Raw genomic sequence first — 20,725 nt, 5'->3', positions numbered from 1 at the left:
CAATCAGGGCACGCGCAACCCGTCCGGCTCCACGGTCTGCCGCCGGACCAGCACCAGTGCGAGCAAAACCGTAGGGACGAGGATGGCGAGGCCGAGCAGCGTCACCTGAATCTGCGACAGCGGCATGATGCCGCCGCCGGGGGTGGCCACCACGAACCCGCCGATCACGAGCAGCACGCGGATCGGCCATTCCAGGGCACCGGCGCCGCGGAGATCGCCGACGAAGGGCTGGTAGCCCTGGATGCCGCCGCAGATGAACAGCGTGCCGAACGCCGCGAGCGCCATCAAGCCGAGGCCGGCGAAATAGGGGCTCGGCCCCTGCAGCACCAGCGCCGGATTGAGCACGAAGAAGAACGGAATGAAATAGATGATGCTGCCGACCCACATCGATTCCCAGCCCGTCTTCATCGCCGGCGAGCCGGCGATGCCTGCGGCCGCGAACGAGGCGATCGCGACTGGCGGGGTGATCGACGACAGCATGCCCCAGTAGAAGATGAACATGTGCACGGCCATCCTGTTCAGCCCGAGCTTCTCCAGCGCCGGCGCGACCAGGATGGCGAGGAAGATGTAGCAGGCCGTCGTGGTCAGGCCGAGCCCGAGGATCAGGCTGGTCAGTGCGCACATGCCGAGCAGGAGGAACGGATTGTCGCCGGCGATGCGCAGCAGGTCGTTGGCGAGGCTCGACACCACGCCGGTCATCGAGAAAGCGCCGATCAGCAGGCCGCAGCCAGCGAGGATGCCGACGAGCTCGACGAAGGTGCGGCCGTTGACCTCGAGGAATTTGCCGATGGTCGCGACAGTCCAGCGCGTGTCCTTCGAGAACAGCTGGTTGAGGACCAGAAGCAGGGCGGTGGCGTAGAACGGCGCATGGCTCTCGCGCTTGAAGTAGAGCAGCATCACGATCAGGAGGGCGATGACGAAGACGTAGTACCAGCCATCCTTGATCGTATCCATGACGCGCGGCAACTCCGCGCGCGGAATGCCCTTCAGCCCGTGTCGTGCGGCGTAGGAATCGACCTGCATGAACAGGCCGATGTAATAGAGCACCGCCGGAATGATGGCTGCGAGCGCGACATCGGCGTAGCTGACGTTGAGGAACTGTGCGATCACGAAAGCGGTCGCGCCCATCACCGGCGGCGCCAGCACCGCGCCGGTCGAGGCACAGGCCTCGATCGCGCCGGCATAGGAGGCGCGAAAGCCGCTCTTCTTCATCACCGGAATGGTCATGGTGCCGGCGGTCAGCACGTTGGAGATAATCGAGCCTGACATCATGCCGAGCAGGCCGCTGGCGAAGATGCACACCTTCGCCGCGCCGCCACGGAATGTGCCGCACAGCGCAAAGGCGAGGTTGATGAAGAACTTTCCGGCGCCGGTCATCATCAGCGCGGTGCCGAACACCAGGAAGCCGATCACGGTGTCGGCAAAGGCCTGGATGGGAATGCCGAGCAGGCTTTCGCCCGACAGCACGTGATAGGCGGTCGCCTGCTCCAGCGTCGACTGCGTGCCGCGAAACGGCCCGAGCCAGCTGGATTCCGCGAACAGCGGATAGACGGTGAAGGGAAGCACGCTCAGGAGTAGGCTCCAGCCGCCGGTCCGGCGCAGGGCCTCCATCAGCATCACCCACATCACGAGGCCCGCGGCGGTCACGCTGTTCGGCGCGCCGCCGAATTCCCAGCCGGCCTCCGCGGCCTTGCGGACGTTCGACATCAACACGAGCGCCGCGGCAAAGGTCACGACAAAGCAGACAAGGTCATACCAGGGAATGCGGTCGAGCGGCGCGCGCGGGGTCCCCGGGAAGATCAGGAACGTGAACGGCAGCATCAGCGCGATCAGGAGATAAAAGTACTCCGTGTTGAGCTGAGTGTAGCCGATGAAGAAGCGCAGCGAGAATTGCTGGTTGATGCAGAGCAGGATGGTCGCTGCGGTCGCGACGACGAGCATCCAGCGCCAGGCACCGCGCAAGCTTCGCACGCGCGTGACCTCCGCCTCCTGCATGTTGCCGGCGGCGCCATGAGGATCGTCGAACACGATCCGCTTGGCCTCGTCCTGCGGGGCGGTGGAGACTGAAGCAGACGACATGATCGACCCCGCGCGTGGGCAATTAACGCTGAGAACTAATCCTCGAACCCGTTCGGCATGTTGGCCTTCGCAAGCGCTGCGGCACGCGCCTTCATCCAACCGTCGAGGAACGCCTTGTCATCCGCAGGCGGATTGGACTTGCCGTAGTCGGTCCACGCTGCGCCAAGCACCTCCTGGCGCTTGATCAGCTTGTTATTGTGCGCGTCCTGCGCGTCACTCCATTGCCCGGCTTCCTTCAATGCCTTCACCGCGCCGGGATGCACCGGCACCACCCAGTTCTTGGTCTGGCGGTCGGCCGCAAGACCGCCGGCGCCGGGCGCGGAGTCCTTGTAGGAATCGTAGTTCACGATCATCGCCTTGGTGATCGCATAGACCTGGTCGGCCGGCTGCGAGGCGTAGGCGACGAAGATCGGATAGGGATAATTGCCGAGTTCGATCGGCTTGTCCGGCGAGATGCCGGCGCCGCAGGTCGCGGTCTGCGGGAAGAAGAACGAGCCGACCTTGTGCATCCGTGCCCAGCCTTCCTTGTCCTTGGCGGGCAGCGGCGGCCAGACCAGCCCGCGCGGCGAAGTCTCGGCTTCCTTGGCGGGCCCGGTGATGGTGGTGCCGAAGGCTGCGTCGGTGTCGTTGTTGATCAGGCCCTTCCACATCGCGCCGTAGCTTGCGAACTCGACGACCTTGACGTCCTTCTGCGTCAGGCCGGCGAAGGCGAGCACCGCGAGCGAGTTCTGGTTCAGCGCCGGCGAGCCGACGACGAATCCGACACGCTTTCCCTTGAGGTCCTTGAGCTCCTTCACGCCTGTATCCGCGGCCACGCCGAGCGTGCCGCAATTGCAGTCGACGGATGAGAGCATGATCTGAAGCGGTTGCGGGCCCCATTCCCTGGAGCCGAACTCGAACACGCCTTCCTGTGCGAAATAGGTGCCCGATCCCATCGCCGCGGAAACCGCACGCTTGGCGCGCAGCGGCGCCAGACGCGCGACGTCGTTGCCTGCGGGGAGCACGCGCACGTCGCTCGAGTATTTGTCCTTCATCATCTTGCCGACGCCGACAGCGATGTTGAAGCCGGCGGTGCCGGTGTCATAGGCGGTGAACGTCAATGTCGCCGGCAGCTTGATGTCTTCGGCGGACGCATAGCGTGTAGACGCAAAAGAAATGCCCGCCACCAAGGCAGGCGCGAGGATGATCAGCCCACGAAGCATGTTTCCCTCCAATGATCCTCGCGTTTGCCGCGACGATTTTCTTTCTTTGTTTGAAACAGGTTTTGTTTGAAACGGATCATGTCATCGCCATCAAGCGATGGCAACGCCGTAGCGCGAACGCACCAATGAGGCTGACAGATTGTCGCGGAAACGACGGTTAATGCAGTCAGTTCGCCACGATCGCGATCGCCTGTCCCTCGGCAACGACGTCGTCGAGCTTCACCAGAAGCGATGTGATCTCGCCGCTCACAGGAGAAAGCACAGGGATCTCCATCTTCATCGCTTCGATCACCACAATCTCATCACCATCTGCAACGGTTCCTCCAACTTGCACGGGAGTTGCGCAGACGCGTCCGGCGATCTCCGTGACGATCTTAATTTCTGGCATGCCATCGCCTTTTTGTTGTGGTCGCAAAATGCCTGAGGTAGTTTCTTCTGCAAGCGGAATTTAATTCCGCACAGCGGAACAAGCGGTAGGGATCATGGGACGACGTTCAGAGCGGTTGAGTAGACAAGGTGCGCTCGCCGGCGATGCCGGCGAGGGTGATGTCATCCAGGTGGTGTCGCGCGCGTTCGACGTGTTGCGATGCTTCGAGGGCCACGATAGCAGGCTCGGCAATCTCGAGATTTCAAATCGCTGCGGCCTGCCGCGCTCGACGGTGTCGCGGCTCACGCACACGCTGACGCGGATGGGGCAACTGGTCTATCTGCCGCGCGATCAGAAGTATCGCATCGGACCGAGCGCGGTGGCGATGAGCGCCTCGATGATGAAGGGCGCGCAGCTGCGCAGCATGATCCGCCAGCGGCTCCAGGAAGTCGCCGAGCAATTGCCCGGCACCGTCGGCTTCGTGGTCCCCGATCGCTTCCATCTGGTCTATCTCCAGTTCGCGCGCTCGGCCTCGGCGCTCGGCCTGCACGAGGGCACCGGCAGCCGCATCTCGATGGCCTCGACCGCTGCGGGCGCAGCCTACACCGCGGCATTGGCGCCCGAGGTCGGCGATGCCTTCATCGCGGATATGGAGCGGGAAGCTCCCGAGGCCGCGAAAATCCTGCGGCCCCGCATCGAGACCAACCGGCAGTTGCTGCTTGAGCGCGGCTATGTCGTGGCCTGCGGGCTGTGGAGCCCGCATATCAACGGGCTCGCGGTGCCGATCTGGTCGCCGCAATACCAGACCTTCGTGGTGATCACGATCGGTCTTCTGTCGTCGATGTACGACGAAGAGCGTCTGCATGCCGAGGTCGCCCCGTTGATGGTCGCGCTCGGCCGCTCGCTCGGCAGCCTGATGGACGGCGCGGAGGGCGACGTCTTCAACGCCCGCATCCCGCGCAAACCGGTCGCCATGGCCGTGCACAACAATAACAAGCCGATCAATTCGGAGGGAGTGAATGAACTGGAAGTCGGAACTCGACGAGCTCGCCCGGCGCGAAGCCTTCGCGCGGGAGATGGGCGGCGTTGACAAGGTCAAGCGTCAGCATGACCAGGGCCGACTGACTGTTCGGGAACGTATCGACAGACTGACCGACAAAGGCAGCTTTCACGAGATCGGCGCCGTCTCCGGCGTCGGCGAGTACGATTCCAGCGGCGAGCTGCAGAAATTGACGCCGGCGAACTGCGTGTTCGGTCGCGCGCGCGTCGAAGGCCGCACCGTCGTCGTGGTCGGCGACGATTTCACCGTGCGCGGCGGCTCGGCGGACGCGTCCATCTCCGCAAAACCGCTGATGGCGGAGGAGATGGCGCATGATCTCCGCCTGCCCATCGTCCGCATCATCGAAGGCTCGGGCGGCGGCGGCTCGGTCAAGACCATCGAGACCAAGGGCGCCGCCAATTTGCCGGGCGGCATCGGTGGCACACGCTGGTATCGCTTCACCACGGAGAATTTGTCGCGCGTGCCCGTGGTCGCGCTCGGCCTCGGCTCGGTCGCAGGGCTCGGCGCCGCGCGTCTTGCCGCCAGCCACTATTCCATCATGACCCGGAAGTCCGCGATGTTCGTCGCAGGTCCGCCGGTGGTGAAGGCGCTGGGGCAGGACCTCTCGAAGGAAGAGCTCGGCGGCGCCGACATCCAGACCCGCGCCGGCGCGGTCGATCATGCCGTCGACACCGAGGAGGAGGCCTTCGCCTGCGCGCGGCGATTCCTGTCCTATCTGCCGTCGTCGGTTGACGGGCTGCCGCCGACCTTGCCCTGCACCGACAATCCGGAGCGCACCGAAGAGGCGCTGATGAACGCAGTGCCGCGTAACCGCAAGCAGGTCTACAAGATACGGCCGATCGTCGAGCAGGTCGTGGACAAGGGCTCGTTCTTCGAGGTCGCCAAGAATTTCGGCAAGCCGATCATTGTCGGCCTCGCGCGGCTCGAGGGCAGGGCGGTGATGGTGCTTGCCAGCGACAGCTTTCACTATGGCGGCTCCTGGACGGCCGATGCCTGCCAGAAGGTGGTGCGCTGGGTCGACTTCGCCGAGACCTTCCATTTGCCGATCGTCTATCTCATGGACTGCCCCGGCTTCATGATCGGCCTCGATGCGGAGAAGGCGGGCACCATCCGCCATGGCGTTCGCGCCATGGCGGCGGTCAACCAGACCACGGTGCCCTGGTGCACGGTGATCCTGCGCAACGCCTTCGGCGTCGCCGGCGTGGTGCATCAGCCGGCCGACCGCTTCTCGATCCGCTACGCCTGGCCGTCGGCCTATTGGGGCTCGCTCCCGCTCGAAGGCGGCATCGAAGCCGCTTACCGCGCGGATATCGACGCGGCCGAGGACAAGGCGGAGAAACTGAAAGAGATCGAGGACCGCCTCAACAAACTGCGCTCGCCGTTCCGCTCCGCCGAAAAGTTCTGGGTCGAGGAGATCATCGATCCCAGGAAGACGCGGTCGCTGCTGTGCGAGTTTGCGCGGCTGGCGGAGCCATTGCGAAAGCCAGGGCCGCCGGGGAATTTCTCGATCAGGCCGTAGGGTCAGCCTGCCCTCAGCCCGATACAATCGGGCAAAATTGATCTAGCGCAAAGCCTCGCGCCTCATTGTCTGCAAGCCTCTCGCCGATAGCACGGGGAGGAACGCCATGACAAACGCCGGAAACGCGCTGCTTTGGACAGCCATCTTTTTCGGTCTGTCGTTCGCTGCGATTTTTGCCGTTTGGTTCGCCGAGCGATTGCGGGCGAGCTTAACGAGCAAGCGGTAAAGCCCGCGAGCGTCGCGATCAGGCCATAGGCAAAGCCATCGGCGTCTGTGCTCGCGCTTTGCCGCGGCAGCGATGACGTGACCTCAAAACAATAACGCGCTACGCTTCCCGGGCAAGAACAAGAGGAAGCGCCAATCGTGTACGACTTCATCATCGTGGGCGGCGGCTCGGCGGGGTCCGTGCTGGCCCACCGGCTCTCCGCGAGGAGCGCCAACAAGGTCCTGCTCTGCGAGGCTGGACAGGACACACCGCCCGGAGACGAGCCGGCCGAGATCAGGGACAGCTATCCGGGTACGGCCTATTTCGATCCGCGCTTCCACTGGACCGAGCTCAAGGTCACGACCCAGATCGTCAGCCACAACAATCCGAACGAAGGACGTCCGCCCTTACGCAAATACGAGCAGGCTCGCGTGCTTGGCGGGGGCTCTTCGATCAATGGCCAGATGGCCAACCGCGGCGCGCCGACCGACTACGACGAATGGGAAGCGCGCGGCGCTGCGGGGTGGAGCTGGAACGATGTGCTGCCCTTCTTCAAGAAGGTCGAGCGCGACCTCGATTTCGACGGTCCCTACCACGGCAAGGACGGCCGCATTCCGGTCCGCCGAATCCCCAGGGAGCACTGGACGCGGCATTCGCAGGCGTTCGCGCAAGCCTTCCAGCAGGCCGGACATCAGTTCCTGCCCGACCAGAATGGCGAGTTCGTCGACGGGTTTTTCCCGGTGACGCACTCCAACCAGGCCGAGCAACGCGTCTCGGCTGCCATGGGCTATCTCGATCGCGACACGCGCAAGCGCGCCAACCTCACGATCTCCACCAACACGCAAGTCAGGGAGTTGCTGTTCGAAGGCACGCAATGCGTCGGCGTGAAGGCCGTGGTCGACGGGCGGGAGCAGGAATTCCGCGCCCGCGAGATTATTCTCTCGAGCGGCGCCATCCATTCGCCGGCGCATCTGTTGCGCGCCGGCATCGGCCCGGTCGGTCACCTCAAGGATATGGGCATTCCCGTGCTGATGGGGCTGCAGGGCGTCGGCCAGCGCCTGATGGATCACCCCTCGATCTCGCTGTCGTCCTTTGTCCGCCGCGGCGCGCGGATGAACGAGCACACCAGGCGCCACATGCAGCTTGGCCTGCGTTACTCGTCCGGGCTCGAAGGCGTACCGAAAGGCGACATGTTCGTCGTCCTGCTCAGCAAATCGGCATGGCACGCGGTCGGTGAGCAGATCGGATCGCTGCTGACGTTCGTCAACAAGACCTATTCCGAGACCGGACAGGTCAAGCTTGCCTCGCGTGATCCGTCAGTCGAGCCGATCGTCGAGTTCAACCTGTTGTCCGACCGGCGCGACCTCGATCGGCTGATGAGCGGTTTCCGCAAGATGGCGGCCGTGCAGATGAGCGACGTCGTCAGGGCCGTGACGGACAAGCCGTTCCCGGCCTCCTATACCGACCGCGTGCGCAAGATCGGCGTGGTCAACACCAGGAATCGGATTCTCACCAAGATCGCCGCGGCCCTGATGGACGGACCGGCGGCGCTGCGCCACTACATGATCGACAATTTCGTGGTCGAGGGCTTCACCTTCGACGACGTCATCAACGATGACGAGGCGCTGGAAGCCTTCGTGCGCAAGGCCACCATCGGCGTGTGGCACGCCTCCTGCTCGTGCCGCATGGGCCGGGCCGACGATCCGATGGCGGTGGTCGATCCAGAGGGGCGCGTCAAGGGCGTGCAGGGCCTGCGCGTCGTCGATGCCTCGATCTTCCCGGTGGTGCCGTGCGCCAATACCAATTTTCCGGTCCTGATGTCGGCGGAGAAGATCGCGGCCGCGATGATGCAGTGAGCTCGCTCGGCTTTGCGGGGCCGCGAACTGCCTTGTCGACGCTGACCGTCTAGGATCGGAACGGTTCCGCGGCAGACGGTCTGGCGGACATGCGTCCGGAGGCGGAACTTGGAACCCGGCTTGGGCGTTCTTTGCCAGATTTCGCCTTACGGCTGAGATCGGGCCGCTGACCGCGCGTCCCATCTCGGGGCCGGAGCGCACTGTCGGCGATGGAACTTCACGGGGATTCAATGATCAATTCATCAAGCCGGGTGCAAGCCAGCGACCCCGGAGAGTTGCCCAGGATTTCGACCGGCAGTGACGGCCTCGACGATATCCTCTACGGCGGGCTCGATCCCAATCGCATGTACCTCTACGAGGGTCGGCCCGGCTCGGGCAAGACCACGATGGCGCTTCAATTCCTTCTCGAGGGCGCGCGCTGCGGTGAACGCGTACTCTATATCTCCTTGTCGGAAACCAAGCGCGAGCTGGCGCTGGTTGCGCAGCGGCACGGCTGGTCGCTGCAAGGCGTCGACATCTTCGAACTGGTGCCGCCGGAGACGACGCTCGATCCGGAGCGCGAGCTCACCGTCTTCCACCCCGCCGAAATGGAGCTGAGCGAAACCACGGGCCTGATATTCAAGGAGGTCGAACGGATCAATCCCGCGCGCGTGGTGCTGGACAGCTTGTCCGAGCTGCGCCTCCTTGCGCAGAATCCGCTGCGGTACCGGCGCCAGGTTCTGGCCTTGAAGCATTTTTTCACCAACCGCAATTGCACGGTCATCCTCCTCGACGATCTCTCGTCGTCCCAGGACGATCTGCAACTCCATTCGATCGCGCATGGCGTCGTGATGCTCGAACAGCTCGCCATTGATTATGGAGCAGAGCGCCGGCGGCTTCGCGTGATCAAGATGCGCGGCATTCGATTTCGCGGCGGCTTCCACGATTTCACGATCGAAGCGGGAGGGGTGCGGATATTCCCCCGTCTGGTGGCGGCGGAACATCACACCTCCTTTATCGGTGAGTTGACGCCCAGCGGCAATGCGGAACTCGACCAGCTCCTGGGAGGAGGGCTTGAGCGCGGCACCAGTGCGCTGCTCTTGGGCGCCGCCGGTGTCGGCAAGTCTTCTCTCGCGCTGACCTATGCGATCGCGGCGGCAGATCGCGGTGAGCATACGGTGTTCTTTGCCTTCGATGAAGGTCGCGGTACGGTGGAGGCCCGGGCTCGAACGCTGGGCCTGCCCCTTGAAAACCATCTGCAGTCGGGACTCATCCGATTTAAACAGATCGATCCCGCCGAGATGTCCCCCGGCGAATTCGCCGCCAATGTGCGCAACAGCGTCGAACAGGATAACGCCCGAATTGTTATCATCGACAGTCTGAACGGCTACCTCAACGCAATGCCGGACGAGCGATTTCTCATCCTCCAGATGCATGAGCTCCTGAGCTATCTCGGACAGAAAGGCGTGCTGACCGTCCTGATCCTCGCTCAGCATGGGCTGGTCGGTCCGATGGAAACGGCTCTCGATATCAGCTATTTGAGCGATGCCGTGCTCATGCTGCGCTATTTCGAAGTCGGCGGAACGGTGCGGCGTGCGCTCTCGGTCGTGAAGAAGCGCAGCGGCAATCATGAAAATTCCATCCGCGAGTTTCGCCTTGGCAGTGCCGGCATTACGGTCGGTCCTCCGCTGACCGGATTCAGCGGCATCTTTTCCGGGAATCCGCATTACTCGGGCACGGAGATGCCGGAAGGGCTGCCGGAATGAACGCCGATCGCGATCATTGCGTCCTCGTGTTTGCTCCGATCGGCCGCGATGGACCGGCATCGGTCGAGCTTTTCCGTAATTCGAATCTCGTAGCAATCAATTGTCGGGGTCTGCCTGAACTGGTCAGCGAGATGTCGGCGGGCGTGGGCGCGGTCCTTCTCGCCGAGGAGGGTCTGTTCGGGAAGGATACCCAGCCGCTGGCACATTGGATTGAGAGGCAGCCGCCCTGGTCCGACCTGCCCTTTGTCATTCTCACGAGCCACCGGGAGCAGCCGGCGGTCGTTGCCTGGCGCCGCAGCATCGTCGAGACGCTCCGCAACGTTTCCCTGCTTGAACGTCCGGTTCAGCCGATCACGCTGACGAGCGCTATTCAATCCGCAATGCGGGCCCGCCGGCGGCAATATGAAATTCGGACCTTGCTACAGGCGCGGGAGCGGACGGCCCAGGAGCTCGAGAAACTCGTGGTCGAGCGCACCCGTGCCCTCGAGGAGGCCAACAAGCATCTGCGGGCCGAAATGGAAGAGCGCGCCCGCGTCGAGGAGACCCTTCGTCAGGCCCAGAAGATCGAAGCCATCGGGCAATTGACCGGCGGAGTAGCGCACGACTTCAACAATCTGCTGATGGTGATCTCCGGTGGATTGGACATGCTCGACCGGCAGACCGATCCTGATCGGCGGCGGCGCCTGTTGGAAGGAATGGTTCAGGCGGCGCAGCGTGGTGCCGGCCTGACCAGGCAGCTTCTGGCTTTTTCACGGCGGCAGAAGCTCCGGCCCGAGGCCGTCGACATCCCGGCGCAGATCGGCGGCATGCGCGAATTGCTCGATCGGAGCCTGAGAGGCGACGTTCACGTCGAGTTCGATTTTCCGGAGGGGCTTTGGCCGGTGGAGGTCGATCCGGGAGAGCTCGAACTGGTCGTTCTCAACCTGGCGGTCAACGCCCGCGACGCGATGCCGAACGGCGGCACGATCGTTGTCCGTGGCGAGAACCTGGCCGGCCTGAACGAGAACGAGATCGCGGGCGATTACGTTCGTCTGTCCGTGGTCGACAGGGGCGTTGGAATGAGCCCCGAGATCCTGGCGCGGGTCTTCGAACCGTTCTTCACGACCAAGGATGTCGGGAAAGGCTCGGGCTTGGGGCTTGCCCAGGTTCACGGATTTGCGACGCAGTCACGCGGGATGGTTCGCATAAAATCGATCGTCGACGAGGGCACCAGCATCGAGCTCTACTTGCCGCGATCCAGGAATATCCCTTCGGGTGAACGGCATCTCATCGACCTGAACAGGGCTCGGCCCAAGAAGGCCAATCATGGCCGGGTTCTCCTCGTCGAAGACGACGACGAGGTCGCCGCGCTGGTCAGCGAGATGCTTGCGCAGCTCGGTTACCAGGTCACGCGCGCGGCCAGCGCTGCGGCGGCGCTCGGTGCCCTAGCGGACGGCCGCTCCGTCGATCTGGTGTTTTCCGATATCATGATGCCGGGCGGCATGAACGGTGTCGAGCTCGCGTCCGAGATCAAGAGACGGCGAAGCGACATTCCGGTCTTGCTGACGAGCGGATACGCCGAAGCCGCGGTTCACGACGCCGAAACAGCCGGGATCCGGATCCTGTCGAAACCCTACCACATCGACGAGCTCGCCGCAGCGCTCAGTGCTGCAAAATCGGACTTTCGAATCAGAGCGGAAACCAAGCGCTCCGGGGCGTCGTGATGGGGGCTGTGGCATCGCCTCGACAAGCCGCACTCTATCGGGCGCTGCCGATTTGGCTAGTGAATGATCTGGTTTAGAAAAGCCTTCGCTCGTTCCGTGCGAGGATCTCGAAAGAATGTTTCCGGATCCGCTTCCTCGATGATGTTTCCGCGATCCATGAAGACCACTCGGTCGGCGACCTCCCGGGCAAATCCCATTTCGTGCGTCACGCACACCATCGTCATTCCCTCTTTCGCCAACTCGACCATGGTTTCCAGTACCTCCTTGACCATCTCGGGGTCGAGAGCCGATGTCGGTTCGTCGAACAGCATGATCTTGGGCTGCATGCACAGCGCTCGCGCGATGGCGACACGTTGCTGCTGACCGCCCGACAATTGCGCGGGATACTTGTCGGCCTGATCCTGAATGCGGACCTTCCGCAGCAGGCCGAGTGCGCGATCGCGCGCTTCAGACTGCGAAATCCCGCGAACCTTAATTGGAGCCAGCATGCAGTTTTCCGCGACGGTGAGGTGCGGAAATAGGTTGAAGCTTTGAAATACCATCCCGACTTCACAACGTACGCTGTTGATGTCGGCGATGCGGTTGGTCAGCTCGACACCATCGACGATGATCCTGCCTGCATCGTGCTTCTCGATATGGTTGATGCACCGGATAAGGGTGGACTTGCCGGAGCCTGATGGTCCGCAGAGCACGATCTTCTCGCCCTTGTCGACCTTGAGGGTGACGTCGTTCAGCGCGGTGAATGCGCCGAACCGCTTCGTCACGTTCTCGACGACGACGATCTCGGCGGGCCGTGTGGCATTGCGGACAGTCGCTTGAGGCATGTTCGTCTCCCAAATGCGGGGCCATTTGGTACCCCGATGGTCAGCGGGCAGCGGCAACAGCATATCGCTTGCGAAGGATGGCGACGCACTGGGACGCCGCAGAGCTGATGACGAGATAGGCTACTGCTATGACGAGGTACATTTCGACGAGGCGGCCGTTGAGCTGCGCGAGCTTGGAGGCCGCACCGAGAAGATCCGTCAACGACAGGACGTAGACGAGAGACGTGTCCTGAAACAGGATGATCGTCTGGCTCAGGATAATCGGACTTGCCACCCGCAGGACCTGCGGGAGGACAATCTGGCGGTAGGTGTCGTAGGTGGACAGCGCGAGGGCTTGGCAGGCCTCAAACTGGCCCTTGTTCACGGCGCGCAGTCCAACGCGGATGATCTCGGAATAGTAGGCCGCCTCAAACAAGCCGAAAGTGATGAAGGCGGTATAGGTGGCGCCGATCGGGATGGGGCGGCCGTTGCCGCTAAGGTGCCCGAGCACGATCGGCACCAGGAAGAAAAACCAGAATAGAACGAGGATCAGCGGGATCGATCGGATGATCGCGACGTAGCCGCGGATGATCTGGGCAACCACGGGAAGCTCGAAGTGCTGCGCCAGCGCAAGGCAGGTTCCGAGAATCATGCCGATGGCGAACGCGGCGGCCGTGAGCGACAGCGAGAACAGCAGGCCCGACCAGAGATAGGGCCATGATTGCGCGACGATCGAGAAATCGAGGGCGTTCATTTCGCGGCTCCCATCACGCCGGGCAAGGCGCCTTGCTCCACTTCGCCGGCGAGATCCTGGTCAGCCGGGAGCGTGGCGGGCGCGCTACCCGGAATCCGGACCGCTCTGTCGATCAGCGCCATGGCTTGATAGGCAATCAGTGCCAGACAGAGATAGACGATGGTCGCCGCGCCAAAGGCAGTGAATGTCTGGAACGTCGCTTCACTGATCTGGCGTGCCTGGGCGGTCAGCTCCATCAAACCGATCGTGAGTGCGACGGAGGTGTTCTTGTAGATGCCCATCACCTCGCTGGTGAGGCTCGGCACGATGAGGCGCAAGGCCTGCGGCACGATGACGTGTCGATAGGTGAGGTAACCGCTGAGGCCGAGGGCGTTGGCGGCTTCGAGCTGTCCTTTTGGGAGCGCCTCGATGCCGGCCCGGACCTGCTCGGCTATGCGGGAAGCCGTGTAGAGCCCGAGGCAAAGAAGTGCCGGGAAGAACGATGCCCATGGCGGCGGGATCTGCTTGATTGCATCTCCGATTGCGCTCGGCACCACCTCCGGGAAAACAAAATACCAGAGGAACATCTGCACAAGGACAGGGATGTTCCGGAATATCTCGACATAGAGCCGGGCCGATATCGCGAAGACGCGATTTTGCACCGTGCGGCCCACGCCGACGATCACCCCGATGCCGAAGGCGATCCACCAGCCGAAGAAGGCGAGAGCGAGTGTCCAACCGAGGCCCGACAGCAGCCAGTCGATATAGCGCTGGCCGTCCGCCGTCTGTTCAAAAAGCACTCCGAACATCGCGAGTCCTCAAAGTTGCAGGTGCGGACGAGGATGACCTGGCGAGACGATCGGCTCCGTCAGTCAGTCGACAGAATCGCTGGGATGCGCGATCCGGCCCATCAATTCGTCGGTGAGCGGAAATGCGAGATTCTCACCCTTGGGCGGGATCGGCTTGGTGAACCATTTTGCGTAGGTCTTCTCGAATTGGCCTGATGCCATTTGCTTGGAGAGAACGTCGTCGACGAGTGCCTTGAAGCCGGCATCGCCCTTCGTGAACATCAGCCCGTAGTAGATCTTCGCGTAACCCTCGGGAAGGAACAGGAGTGCGTCCGGATTCGGCGCCGCAGCCTTCAGCCCGGCGAGGAGAATATCGTCCTCCATGAAGGCGGCCGCACGGCCGGTGTTCAACATGAGGAACGATTCCGCATGGTCCTTGGCTTGGACGATGTTGAGGCCGAGCTGTTCCTTGGCGTTGACGCCCTGCGCGAAGCCGACCGCGTTGGAGCCCTGGGTGACGACGATCGTCTTGCCTTTCAGGTCGCCGGCGGTCTTGACGCCACTGGCGGCTTTGACCAGCCATCGCGGCTGGCTGACGAACGTGGCGACCGAAAACGAGACCTGTTCCTGCCGCTTCTTGTCATTCGCGGTGCCGCCGCATTCGATGTCGACGGTCCCGCTCTGGATCAGCGGTATCCGGTTCGACGAGTTCACCGGGGTGAAACTGACCTTGAGATTGGGCAATCTCAGCTCCTCCTTGACGCGATCGACGATCGCCGCGCAGAGATCGAGCGAGAAACCGACGGGCTTCTGGTCGGGCCCGAGGTACGAGAACGGTATTGAGGCCTCACGGTGACCGATCGTAATCGAACCGCTGGATTTGATCTTGTCCAGCGTCGGGCTATCCGCCGCCGCGGAGGGGCTTGCGTTGCTAACTAAGAGCGCCGGGAGAAGTCCCAATACCTGAACGAGCTGTTTCATGGTTTTTGTCATCCCATCGTTTGTCAAATTCAAGCTGCAACCGAAGGGCGTCCGAGCCCTCGCCGGCGAATGACGTCGATCAGGCGATCGATATCCGTCGCGGTGTTGAACATGCCGAGCGAGACGCGGATGCCGTCACGTTCGGGCGAAACCCGCACGCCGTTCTCCTCGAAATGCCCGAGCCAGTCCGCTGCGGGCAGGGCGATGACGTAGATGTGCGGAGCGCGGTGTTGTCGCTCGTGCGGGCCAACCAGGCGGACGTCCAATTCGTCCAGGCGCGCGATCAGGTGATCGCCGAGGTCGAAGCAGTGGTTCTGGATGTTCTGCACCCCGATCTGCTCGATCATGTCGAGGGAAGCACCCAGAGCATGGATCGCGGGCAGATTGAAATTGCCAAGTTCGAAGCGCCTGGCGGTCGCAGAGGGCGCCATTTTGTCGGGACACGCGATGAGGTCGCTGGGGATATCGGCGAGGCTCGCGGCCGCCATATAGGTCGGTTCCAGCTCTCGAAGGGATTTGTCCCAATAGAGAAGCCCGAGGCCTTGCGGAACGAGCAATCCCTTGTGGCTGCCGGAGCCGATGAAGCTGGCGCCGATCGCCTTCGCATCAACAGGTACGACGCCGATCGCCTGCATCACATCGACGACAAAGTAGAGCTTCTTCCTGGCGCACATCGCGCCGACGCTCTCGATGTCAAAGCGGTGACCGGCATGGAAGGTCACATGCGACATCGAGATTGCGCGCGTCTTGTCGTCAATGAAGGGAGCAAAGCTGTCGGCATCGACGATATCCGTCATCGGAATGAAGCGAATTTCGACGCCCTTCCGTTGCAGATTGAGGAACGCGTAGGCGTTGTTCGGATGATCGCCGTGGACCATCAGGACATTGTCACCGGCCTGGAGCGGCAATGCGTTTGCCGCGATGTTCATGCTTTCCGACGTGTTTTTCGTGAAGGCGATCTCATCGGCAGTCACGCCGAGAAAGCGAGCGACCTTGGCGCGGGTCTGCTCCACCCGGTCGAGCCAGACGCTCTTCGGGCCAGCCGTCTCGAAGCCCTCGCGAAGGAAGAGCTCGATCGCGGCTCTCACCGGGCGCGCGAGCGGCGTTTGAAATCCCGAGTCCAGATAAACCATCCGTTCAACGGCAGGGAATTCCTTCCTCACGGCGTCCACGTCGTAGTGACGAGACATACACATCTCCTGTTGAGCGCGCCGTCGGACTTGGCGGTCGGCCATGCGACGAAGCGACATTTCGAAACGGCGAGACCGCGCTGCACAAGTTCTAGTCAATCGCCGACAGCGCCAAGAATATGAGCTTTCCGGATTTGGACAAATGGAATTGTCGAATATCAATAGATTTTATTCCGAAAAATGATAATTATTGGATGCAGTGTATTTTGCTGCCAATCCCAACCGGTAGGGAAATGACGAAGCAAGTTGAGAGGGATGGACCCTTGGACCGCGCCCTCGCGATCGTTCGGCATGTGGCTGACCAACGCAAAGCCGTCTCAGCGGCAGAGATCGCCAAGGCTCTCTCGCTGCCTCTTCCAACGGCGCACAGGTTGATCGGAAATCTTGAAGGCCGCGGACTGCTTCAGAAGGCGTTGGGGACCAAGCGTTACGTTGTGGGTAATCAACTCGTCACGCTATCCGCGACTGTGATCGGAGCGGCCTTCCGCACAGCGCGGCGGCACGCGGTGCTTCGAGCGGTCGCGGCAGAAATCGGTGAACAATGCGAGATCGGCGTCGTGCGCGATAATTCCGTCGCCTATGTGGACAGCGTTCGCGTTTCGGAGCCGCAAGGTCTTCAGTTCAATCCGGGAGAAGCGGCGCCGCTACACTGCACGTCCACCGGAAAGATCTACATGAGCGGATTGCCCGAGCGGACGCGGGTGAAGCTGTGCCACGCACTCGCTCTGATCAAATTCACTGAAACGACGATTGTCGATGTCCACGCGCTAATGAAGGTGCTCGAAGAGACGCGGCAGCGCGGCTGGGCCAAAACGAACGAAGAGTACGTGAAAGGCGTGGTGGGGTGTGCCGTGCCCATCCTGTCCCCGGATCGAGAGCTGATCGCTTGCCTGGGCGTCTCCGTGCCGGTGGCACGCGTCAGCTTCGTCGAGTTGGACCGGTTCATAGGCCCGCTGCAAAAGGCTGCCGCTCTGCTGTCGGAGACCATTTTGCAGGTTGATGACGATGATGACGCAGATGCCCGACGATGACATCCTGCTCCTGTTTTGCCCGACGAGTCAAATCGTTTTCGGTAAAACGTAAGTCATTGATTTGCCACGCCCCGGCTACTGTGCATGGGGTTGTTTTCGCACTTTTTGTTTGAGCGCGCCCCGCGGGGCGCGTTGCTCACGCGCTTTCCGTCTCCCGGTGCACATCGTGCACCACCAGCCCCATGCCTTCGTCGGGCATCTTGATCCAGTCGCGGCGCTTGAGGGTGCGCTTGGTGTCTTCGTAGCCGGAGGTCCAGTGCTCGCGCATCGAGGTGCCCGAGAATTCGTGGTCCTTGGCGTCGCCTTCATAGGCCTTCTGCTGGTAGATCAGATGCAGGATCGCGATCTCCGGCATGTGGCGCAGGCTCGACTTGAGTTTGCGCTCCTCCTCGGAGAGCTGCTCGTCGGGCAGCTTCGCCAAGGCCTTGTAGAGCAGGACCTTGAGGTTGTGGGTGCGGCGGTAGACGTCGGTGTTGTGGCGGGTGCGCGAGGAATACATGATGTCCTTGTGGCGGGCCATCACGTCCTGGATCGAGCGCGGCAGCACGCCCCGCGCGCTGAACAGGTCGACCTGGAACACCAGCGAATTGAGCGCGTCCTCCTGGTCGAGCAGGTGCTGGAGCGGCGTATTGGAGACGATGCCGCCGTCCCAGAAATGATCGGTGCCGATCCGTACCATCGGCAGTGCCGGGGGCAGGGCGCCGGAAGCCATGATGTGCTCCGGCTCGATCTCGTCATGGGAATTGTCGAAATAGATGAAATTGCCGGAGAGCACGTTCACGGCGCCGACTGCGAAGCGAACCTTCTTCTCGTTGATGAGGTCGAAGTCGACGAGTTCGAGCAGGCTCTCCTTCAGCGGCATCGTGTCGTAATAGCTGGTGGCGGTCCGGGCTCCGACCGGGCTGAGCCATGGATTGACTTGATGCGGGCTGAAGAAGCCCGGCTGGCCCATCGCCGACGTCATCCAGGCGCTGGTGAGATTGCGCCACTGGCGAAAGATGTCGCCGTCAGGCGTGTAGTGCCAGATCTTGCGGTTGGTGATGCGCTCCCAGAAAATGCGCAGCGCCTCGAGCCGCTTCTCCGGCTTGTTGCCGGCGATGATGGCGGAGTTGATCGCGCCGATCGAGACGCCGCAGACCCAGTCGGGCTCGATGCCGGCCTCGTGCAGCGCCTGGTAGACGCCGGCCTGATAGGCGCCGAGCGCGCCGCCACCTTGCAGCACCAGCGCGACGCGGTCGCAGCGCTCGGGCCGCCAGCCTCGTGAAGAAGGCTGATGTGTCTGATATGTGCGGGCGTCCATGGTCGGTGCTCCCTGTTTCGCCGAACGATTGCGTCCGGCGGTGACGGCGTAATGACAATTCTGGCGCCGATGCATCGCTTGCATGCACCATGATCGCCTTGGGAATGGCTGCGGTCGTGCGGCTGACGGAAATCCTTCACATCGCAGTCAATGACGGCGGCTAGCACTCTGCATCGCCGCCTGACGCCGCCGGGTGGGCATCACGTGAGCGCCACGAGAGGAGAGACCAGCGATGCGCAGGGAAGATTTGCTGAGACTTCCGTCGATGCCGGCGGCCGGGCCGAGCTATCCGGCCGGGCCCTATCGCTTCGTCAACCGCGAATTCCTCGTCATCACCTACGAGACCGATCCGGACCTCATCCGCGCCGGCCTGCCTGAGCCGCTGGAGCCGATCGATCAGCCGATCGTGCATTACGAATGGATCAGGATGCCGGACTCCTCCGGCTTCGGCAGCTACACCGAGTCCGGCCTCGTCATCCCCGCGCGCCTGCACGGCGAGGAGGTCAACTTCGTCTCGCAGATGTATCTGGACGATGATCCGCCGATCGCCGCCGGCCGCGAGATCTGGGGCTTTCCCAAGAAATACGCGCATCCCAAACTCGAGATCGTCAAGGACACGCTGACGGGCACGCTGGAATATGCCGGCCAGCTCGTCGCCATGGGCACGATGGGCTACAAGCACGAGAGCATGGCCGGCAACGGCGATCTGACCCGGGCGACGCTGTCGAAGACGCAGATCAATCTGAAGATGATCCCCGGCGTCGACGGCCGCCTCGAGATCTGCCAGCTCGTCGCGATCAACCTCATCGACATCGTGCCGAAGGGCTCCTGGATGGGGCCCGGCCGGCTGCATCTGGTGCCGCATGTCAACGCGCCCGTCGCTGATTTCCCGGTCCGCCGCTGCCTCGGCGCGCATCATTACATCGCCGACCTGACGCTGCCGTTCGGCCGCGTCGTGCACGACTACATCAGGGAAGCCGAGGCGGCGGCCTCGACGGCGCTGGCGGCCGAGTAGGGCGTCATCATCAAACTGTAACAATGCCGTAATTGAGTACCCGCGTGGGTCCGGAAGAGGCGTCAGCCATCTTCCGGAGCGGGGCATTCGTTGACGGTTGGGGTTGGTCATGGCTGAGCCGGCAAAGCGTGTCAGCGCGATATCGGATTCCGTGTCTGGCATTCCCGGCCTGGTGTGGGCGTTCCGCCTCCACAGCGACGGCGGTGCCGAAGCGCTGCCGATCGACCAGCCGATCGAGTTCAGTCACGACGGCCGGCTCTGGCTGCATTTCAACCTCACGGACACGCGTTCACGGCCGTGGATCGCCGCGTCACAGCTGCCGCCGCTTGCGCGCGAGCTCTTGCTGTCCAACGACACCTTCCAGCAGCTTCACGTCATCGATCACTGCATCTACGGCGTGTTCTCCGACCTCGTACGCGACATCGGCAGCGCGACGGAGGAGACCGCGTTCCTGCGCTTCGCCATGACCGAGCGGCTCCTGATCAGCGGCCGCCATCAGGCGCTGTGCTCGGCGGACGCGACACGCCGGGTGCTCGAAGGCGGCTACCGCGTCGACAATGTCGCCCATCTCCTCGAAAAGATCGTCGACGAGGTCGCCGACACGCTTGATAGGATGGCCGACAAGCTCGGCCAGGAGATCGACGAGATCGAGGAGCGGATTCTGGCCGACGACGCCAAGCCGGAGATGCGCCGCAATCTCGGCCGGCTGCGCCGGACCTGCGTCAGGCTGCATCGCCAGCTCACCGGCCTGCGTACGCTGTTCCATCGCCTCGACCAGAAGAACACCGACCACCTGTCGCCGGACCTGCGTATCCAGGCCGGCAAGCTGGCGCAGCGGCTGGACGGCCTTGACCACGATATCGTCGAGCTGCGCGAACGCAGCCGCCTGCTCGAGGAGGAGCTGCGTTTCAAGAACGAGGAGCAAAGCAACAACCACCTCCACACGCTATCGATCGTCACTTCGCTGTTGCTGCCGCCGACGCTGATCACCGGTATCTTCGGCATGAACACCAAGGGCCTGCCGCTGACCGATGTCGAGAGCGGATTTTTCTGGGCGGCGCTCCTGATGGCCTCGTCGGTCGGTGCGGCCTATCTCTTCATGCGGCGTAGCGGCATCTTCAAATAGCGTACGCCAGCCGGTATCAGCC

General features: G+C 62.7%; 17 protein-coding genes. 8 read left to right on the top strand and 9 right to left on the bottom strand.

Translation table 11 applies throughout. The features are described 5' to 3' along the window. Positions 1–3: 3 nt before the first annotated feature. The 3 genes from AC0L2J_RS03460 to AC0L2J_RS03450 all read right to left on the bottom strand — a co-directional run bounded on the left by AC0L2J_RS03460 (position 4) and on the right by AC0L2J_RS03450 (position 3,669). Positions 4–2,079, bottom strand: coding sequence for a TRAP transporter permease (locus AC0L2J_RS03460; protein WP_473387204.1), 2,076 nt, complete (start codon positions 2,077–2,079; stop codon positions 4–6). A gap of 35 nt (positions 2,080–2,114) precedes the next feature. Then, positions 2,115–3,281, bottom strand: a complete 1,167-nt coding sequence (locus AC0L2J_RS03455; protein ID WP_473387202.1) for a TAXI family TRAP transporter solute-binding subunit — start codon at positions 3,279–3,281, stop codon at positions 2,115–2,117. Positions 3,282–3,447: 166 nt separating this feature from the next. Beyond that, complete coding sequence (locus AC0L2J_RS03450) at positions 3,448–3,669, bottom strand: acyl-CoA carboxylase biotin carboxyl carrier protein subunit (protein WP_007609062.1); 222 nt, start codon at positions 3,667–3,669, stop codon at positions 3,448–3,450. Positions 3,670–3,763: 94 nt separating this feature from the next. Here AC0L2J_RS03450 and AC0L2J_RS03445 point away from each other — a divergent pair, with 94 nt between their 5' ends. The 5 genes from AC0L2J_RS03445 (at position 3,764) to AC0L2J_RS03425 (ending at position 11,736) form a co-directional block, all read left to right on the top strand. Then, positions 3,764–4,738: an IclR family transcriptional regulator gene (locus AC0L2J_RS03445; protein WP_473387200.1), complete on the top strand. Its 975-nt coding sequence runs from the start codon at positions 3,764–3,766 to the stop codon at positions 4,736–4,738. Beyond that, positions 4,668–6,227, top strand: coding sequence for an acyl-CoA carboxylase subunit beta (locus AC0L2J_RS03440; protein ID WP_035974020.1), 1,560 nt, complete (start codon positions 4,668–4,670; stop codon positions 6,225–6,227). Before AC0L2J_RS03445 ends, AC0L2J_RS03440 begins: the two co-directional genes overlap by 71 nt. Before the next feature lie 363 nt (positions 6,228–6,590). Then, a complete protein-coding gene (locus AC0L2J_RS03435) occupies positions 6,591–8,288 on the top strand; it encodes a GMC family oxidoreductase (RefSeq protein WP_473387198.1) in 1,698 nt (565 codons plus the stop codon). Positions 8,289–8,518: 230 nt separating this feature from the next. After that, a complete protein-coding gene (locus tag AC0L2J_RS03430) occupies positions 8,519–10,033 on the top strand; it encodes an ATPase domain-containing protein (protein WP_473387196.1) in 1,515 nt (504 codons plus the stop codon). Next, positions 10,030–11,736: a response regulator gene (locus AC0L2J_RS03425; protein ID WP_473387195.1), complete on the top strand. Its 1,707-nt coding sequence runs from the start codon at positions 10,030–10,032 to the stop codon at positions 11,734–11,736. Before AC0L2J_RS03430 ends, AC0L2J_RS03425 begins: the two co-directional genes overlap by 4 nt. A 56-nt stretch (positions 11,737–11,792) precedes the next feature. Here the strand turns inward: AC0L2J_RS03425 and AC0L2J_RS03420 are convergent, their stop codons facing one another. The 5 genes from AC0L2J_RS03420 to AC0L2J_RS03400 form a co-directional block, all read right to left on the bottom strand. Further along, positions 11,793–12,560, bottom strand: coding sequence for an amino acid ABC transporter ATP-binding protein (locus AC0L2J_RS03420; RefSeq protein ID WP_007609069.1), 768 nt, complete (start codon positions 12,558–12,560; stop codon positions 11,793–11,795). 40 nt (positions 12,561–12,600) lie between these two features. Beyond that, positions 12,601–13,293 (bottom strand): amino acid ABC transporter permease, encoded by a 693-nt coding sequence (locus AC0L2J_RS03415; RefSeq protein WP_007609078.1) that lies wholly within the window; start codon positions 13,291–13,293, stop codon positions 12,601–12,603. Further along, a complete protein-coding gene (locus AC0L2J_RS03410) occupies positions 13,290–14,081 on the bottom strand; it encodes an amino acid ABC transporter permease (RefSeq protein WP_007609079.1) in 792 nt (263 codons plus the stop codon). Before AC0L2J_RS03410 ends, AC0L2J_RS03415 begins: the two co-directional genes overlap by 4 nt. A gap of 63 nt (positions 14,082–14,144) precedes the next feature. Then, on the bottom strand, positions 14,145–15,041 hold the full coding sequence (locus tag AC0L2J_RS03405; protein ID WP_007609080.1) for an amino acid ABC transporter substrate-binding protein: 897 nt from the start codon (positions 15,039–15,041) through the stop codon (positions 14,145–14,147). A gap of 29 nt (positions 15,042–15,070) precedes the next feature. After that, positions 15,071–16,231, bottom strand: a complete 1,161-nt coding sequence (locus AC0L2J_RS03400) for an aminotransferase class V-fold PLP-dependent enzyme (RefSeq protein WP_007609081.1) — start codon at positions 16,229–16,231, stop codon at positions 15,071–15,073. Positions 16,232–16,464: 233 nt separating this feature from the next. On the opposite strand from AC0L2J_RS03400, the gene AC0L2J_RS03395 reads away from it, so the two are divergent. Further along, the gene (locus AC0L2J_RS03395) at positions 16,465–17,262 is read left to right on the top strand and encodes an IclR family transcriptional regulator (protein WP_035974022.1); all 798 of its coding nucleotides are present in this window, start codon (positions 16,465–16,467) and stop codon (positions 17,260–17,262) included. A gap of 136 nt (positions 17,263–17,398) precedes the next feature. Here AC0L2J_RS03395 and AC0L2J_RS03390 read toward each other — a convergent pair whose 3' ends face one another. Beyond that, positions 17,399–18,562 (bottom strand): patatin-like phospholipase family protein, encoded by a 1,164-nt coding sequence (locus AC0L2J_RS03390; RefSeq protein ID WP_007609083.1) that lies wholly within the window; start codon positions 18,560–18,562, stop codon positions 17,399–17,401. 232 nt (positions 18,563–18,794) lie between these two features. Between AC0L2J_RS03390 and AC0L2J_RS03385 the strand changes: the two genes are divergently transcribed. Continuing rightward, a complete protein-coding gene (locus AC0L2J_RS03385) occupies positions 18,795–19,577 on the top strand; it encodes an acetoacetate decarboxylase (protein WP_106943171.1) in 783 nt (260 codons plus the stop codon). Positions 19,578–19,686: 109 nt separating this feature from the next. Then, positions 19,687–20,703, top strand: coding sequence for a transporter (locus tag AC0L2J_RS03380; RefSeq protein ID WP_473248444.1), 1,017 nt, complete (start codon positions 19,687–19,689; stop codon positions 20,701–20,703). The last annotated feature ends 22 nt before the right edge of the window (positions 20,704–20,725 follow it).

The sequence above is a fragment of the Bradyrhizobium sp. MV1.5 genome, from assembly GCF_055807615.1.
This window is presented reverse-complemented; position numbering and strand designations above follow the sequence as displayed.

What these genes read in the sequence shown, in the direction of transcription:
- AC0L2J_RS03460 (WP_473387204.1), bottom strand. Translation starts at nt 2,079, where the DNA reads ATGTCGTCTGCTTCAGTCTCCACCGCCCCGCAGGACGAGGCCAAGCGG.
- AC0L2J_RS03455 (WP_473387202.1), bottom strand. Translation starts at nt 3,281, where the DNA reads ATGCTTCGTGGGCTGATCATCCTCGCGCCTGCCTTGGTGGCGGGCATT.
- AC0L2J_RS03450 (WP_007609062.1), bottom strand. Translation starts at nt 3,669, where the DNA reads ATGCCAGAAATTAAGATCGTCACGGAGATCGCCGGACGCGTCTGCGCA.
- AC0L2J_RS03445 (WP_473387200.1), top strand. Translation starts at nt 3,764, where the DNA reads ATGGGACGACGTTCAGAGCGGTTGAGTAGACAAGGTGCGCTCGCCGGC.
- AC0L2J_RS03440 (WP_035974020.1), top strand. Translation starts at nt 4,668, where the DNA reads ATGAACTGGAAGTCGGAACTCGACGAGCTCGCCCGGCGCGAAGCCTTC.
- AC0L2J_RS03430 (WP_473387196.1), top strand. Translation starts at nt 8,519, where the DNA reads ATGATCAATTCATCAAGCCGGGTGCAAGCCAGCGACCCCGGAGAGTTG.
- AC0L2J_RS03425 (WP_473387195.1), top strand. Translation starts at nt 10,030, where the DNA reads ATGAACGCCGATCGCGATCATTGCGTCCTCGTGTTTGCTCCGATCGGC.
- AC0L2J_RS03420 (WP_007609069.1), bottom strand. Translation starts at nt 12,560, where the DNA reads ATGCCTCAAGCGACTGTCCGCAATGCCACACGGCCCGCCGAGATCGTC.
- AC0L2J_RS03415 (WP_007609078.1), bottom strand. Translation starts at nt 13,293, where the DNA reads ATGAACGCCCTCGATTTCTCGATCGTCGCGCAATCATGGCCCTATCTC.
- AC0L2J_RS03410 (WP_007609079.1), bottom strand. Translation starts at nt 14,081, where the DNA reads ATGTTCGGAGTGCTTTTTGAACAGACGGCGGACGGCCAGCGCTATATC.
- AC0L2J_RS03405 (WP_007609080.1), bottom strand. Translation starts at nt 15,041, where the DNA reads ATGAAACAGCTCGTTCAGGTATTGGGACTTCTCCCGGCGCTCTTAGTT.
- AC0L2J_RS03400 (WP_007609081.1), bottom strand. Translation starts at nt 16,231, where the DNA reads ATGTCTCGTCACTACGACGTGGACGCCGTGAGGAAGGAATTCCCTGCC.
- AC0L2J_RS03395 (WP_035974022.1), top strand. Translation starts at nt 16,465, where the DNA reads ATGACGAAGCAAGTTGAGAGGGATGGACCCTTGGACCGCGCCCTCGCG.
- AC0L2J_RS03390 (WP_007609083.1), bottom strand. Translation starts at nt 18,562, where the DNA reads ATGGACGCCCGCACATATCAGACACATCAGCCTTCTTCACGAGGCTGG.
- AC0L2J_RS03385 (WP_106943171.1), top strand. Translation starts at nt 18,795, where the DNA reads ATGCGCAGGGAAGATTTGCTGAGACTTCCGTCGATGCCGGCGGCCGGG.
- AC0L2J_RS03380 (WP_473248444.1), top strand. Translation starts at nt 19,687, where the DNA reads ATGGCTGAGCCGGCAAAGCGTGTCAGCGCGATATCGGATTCCGTGTCT.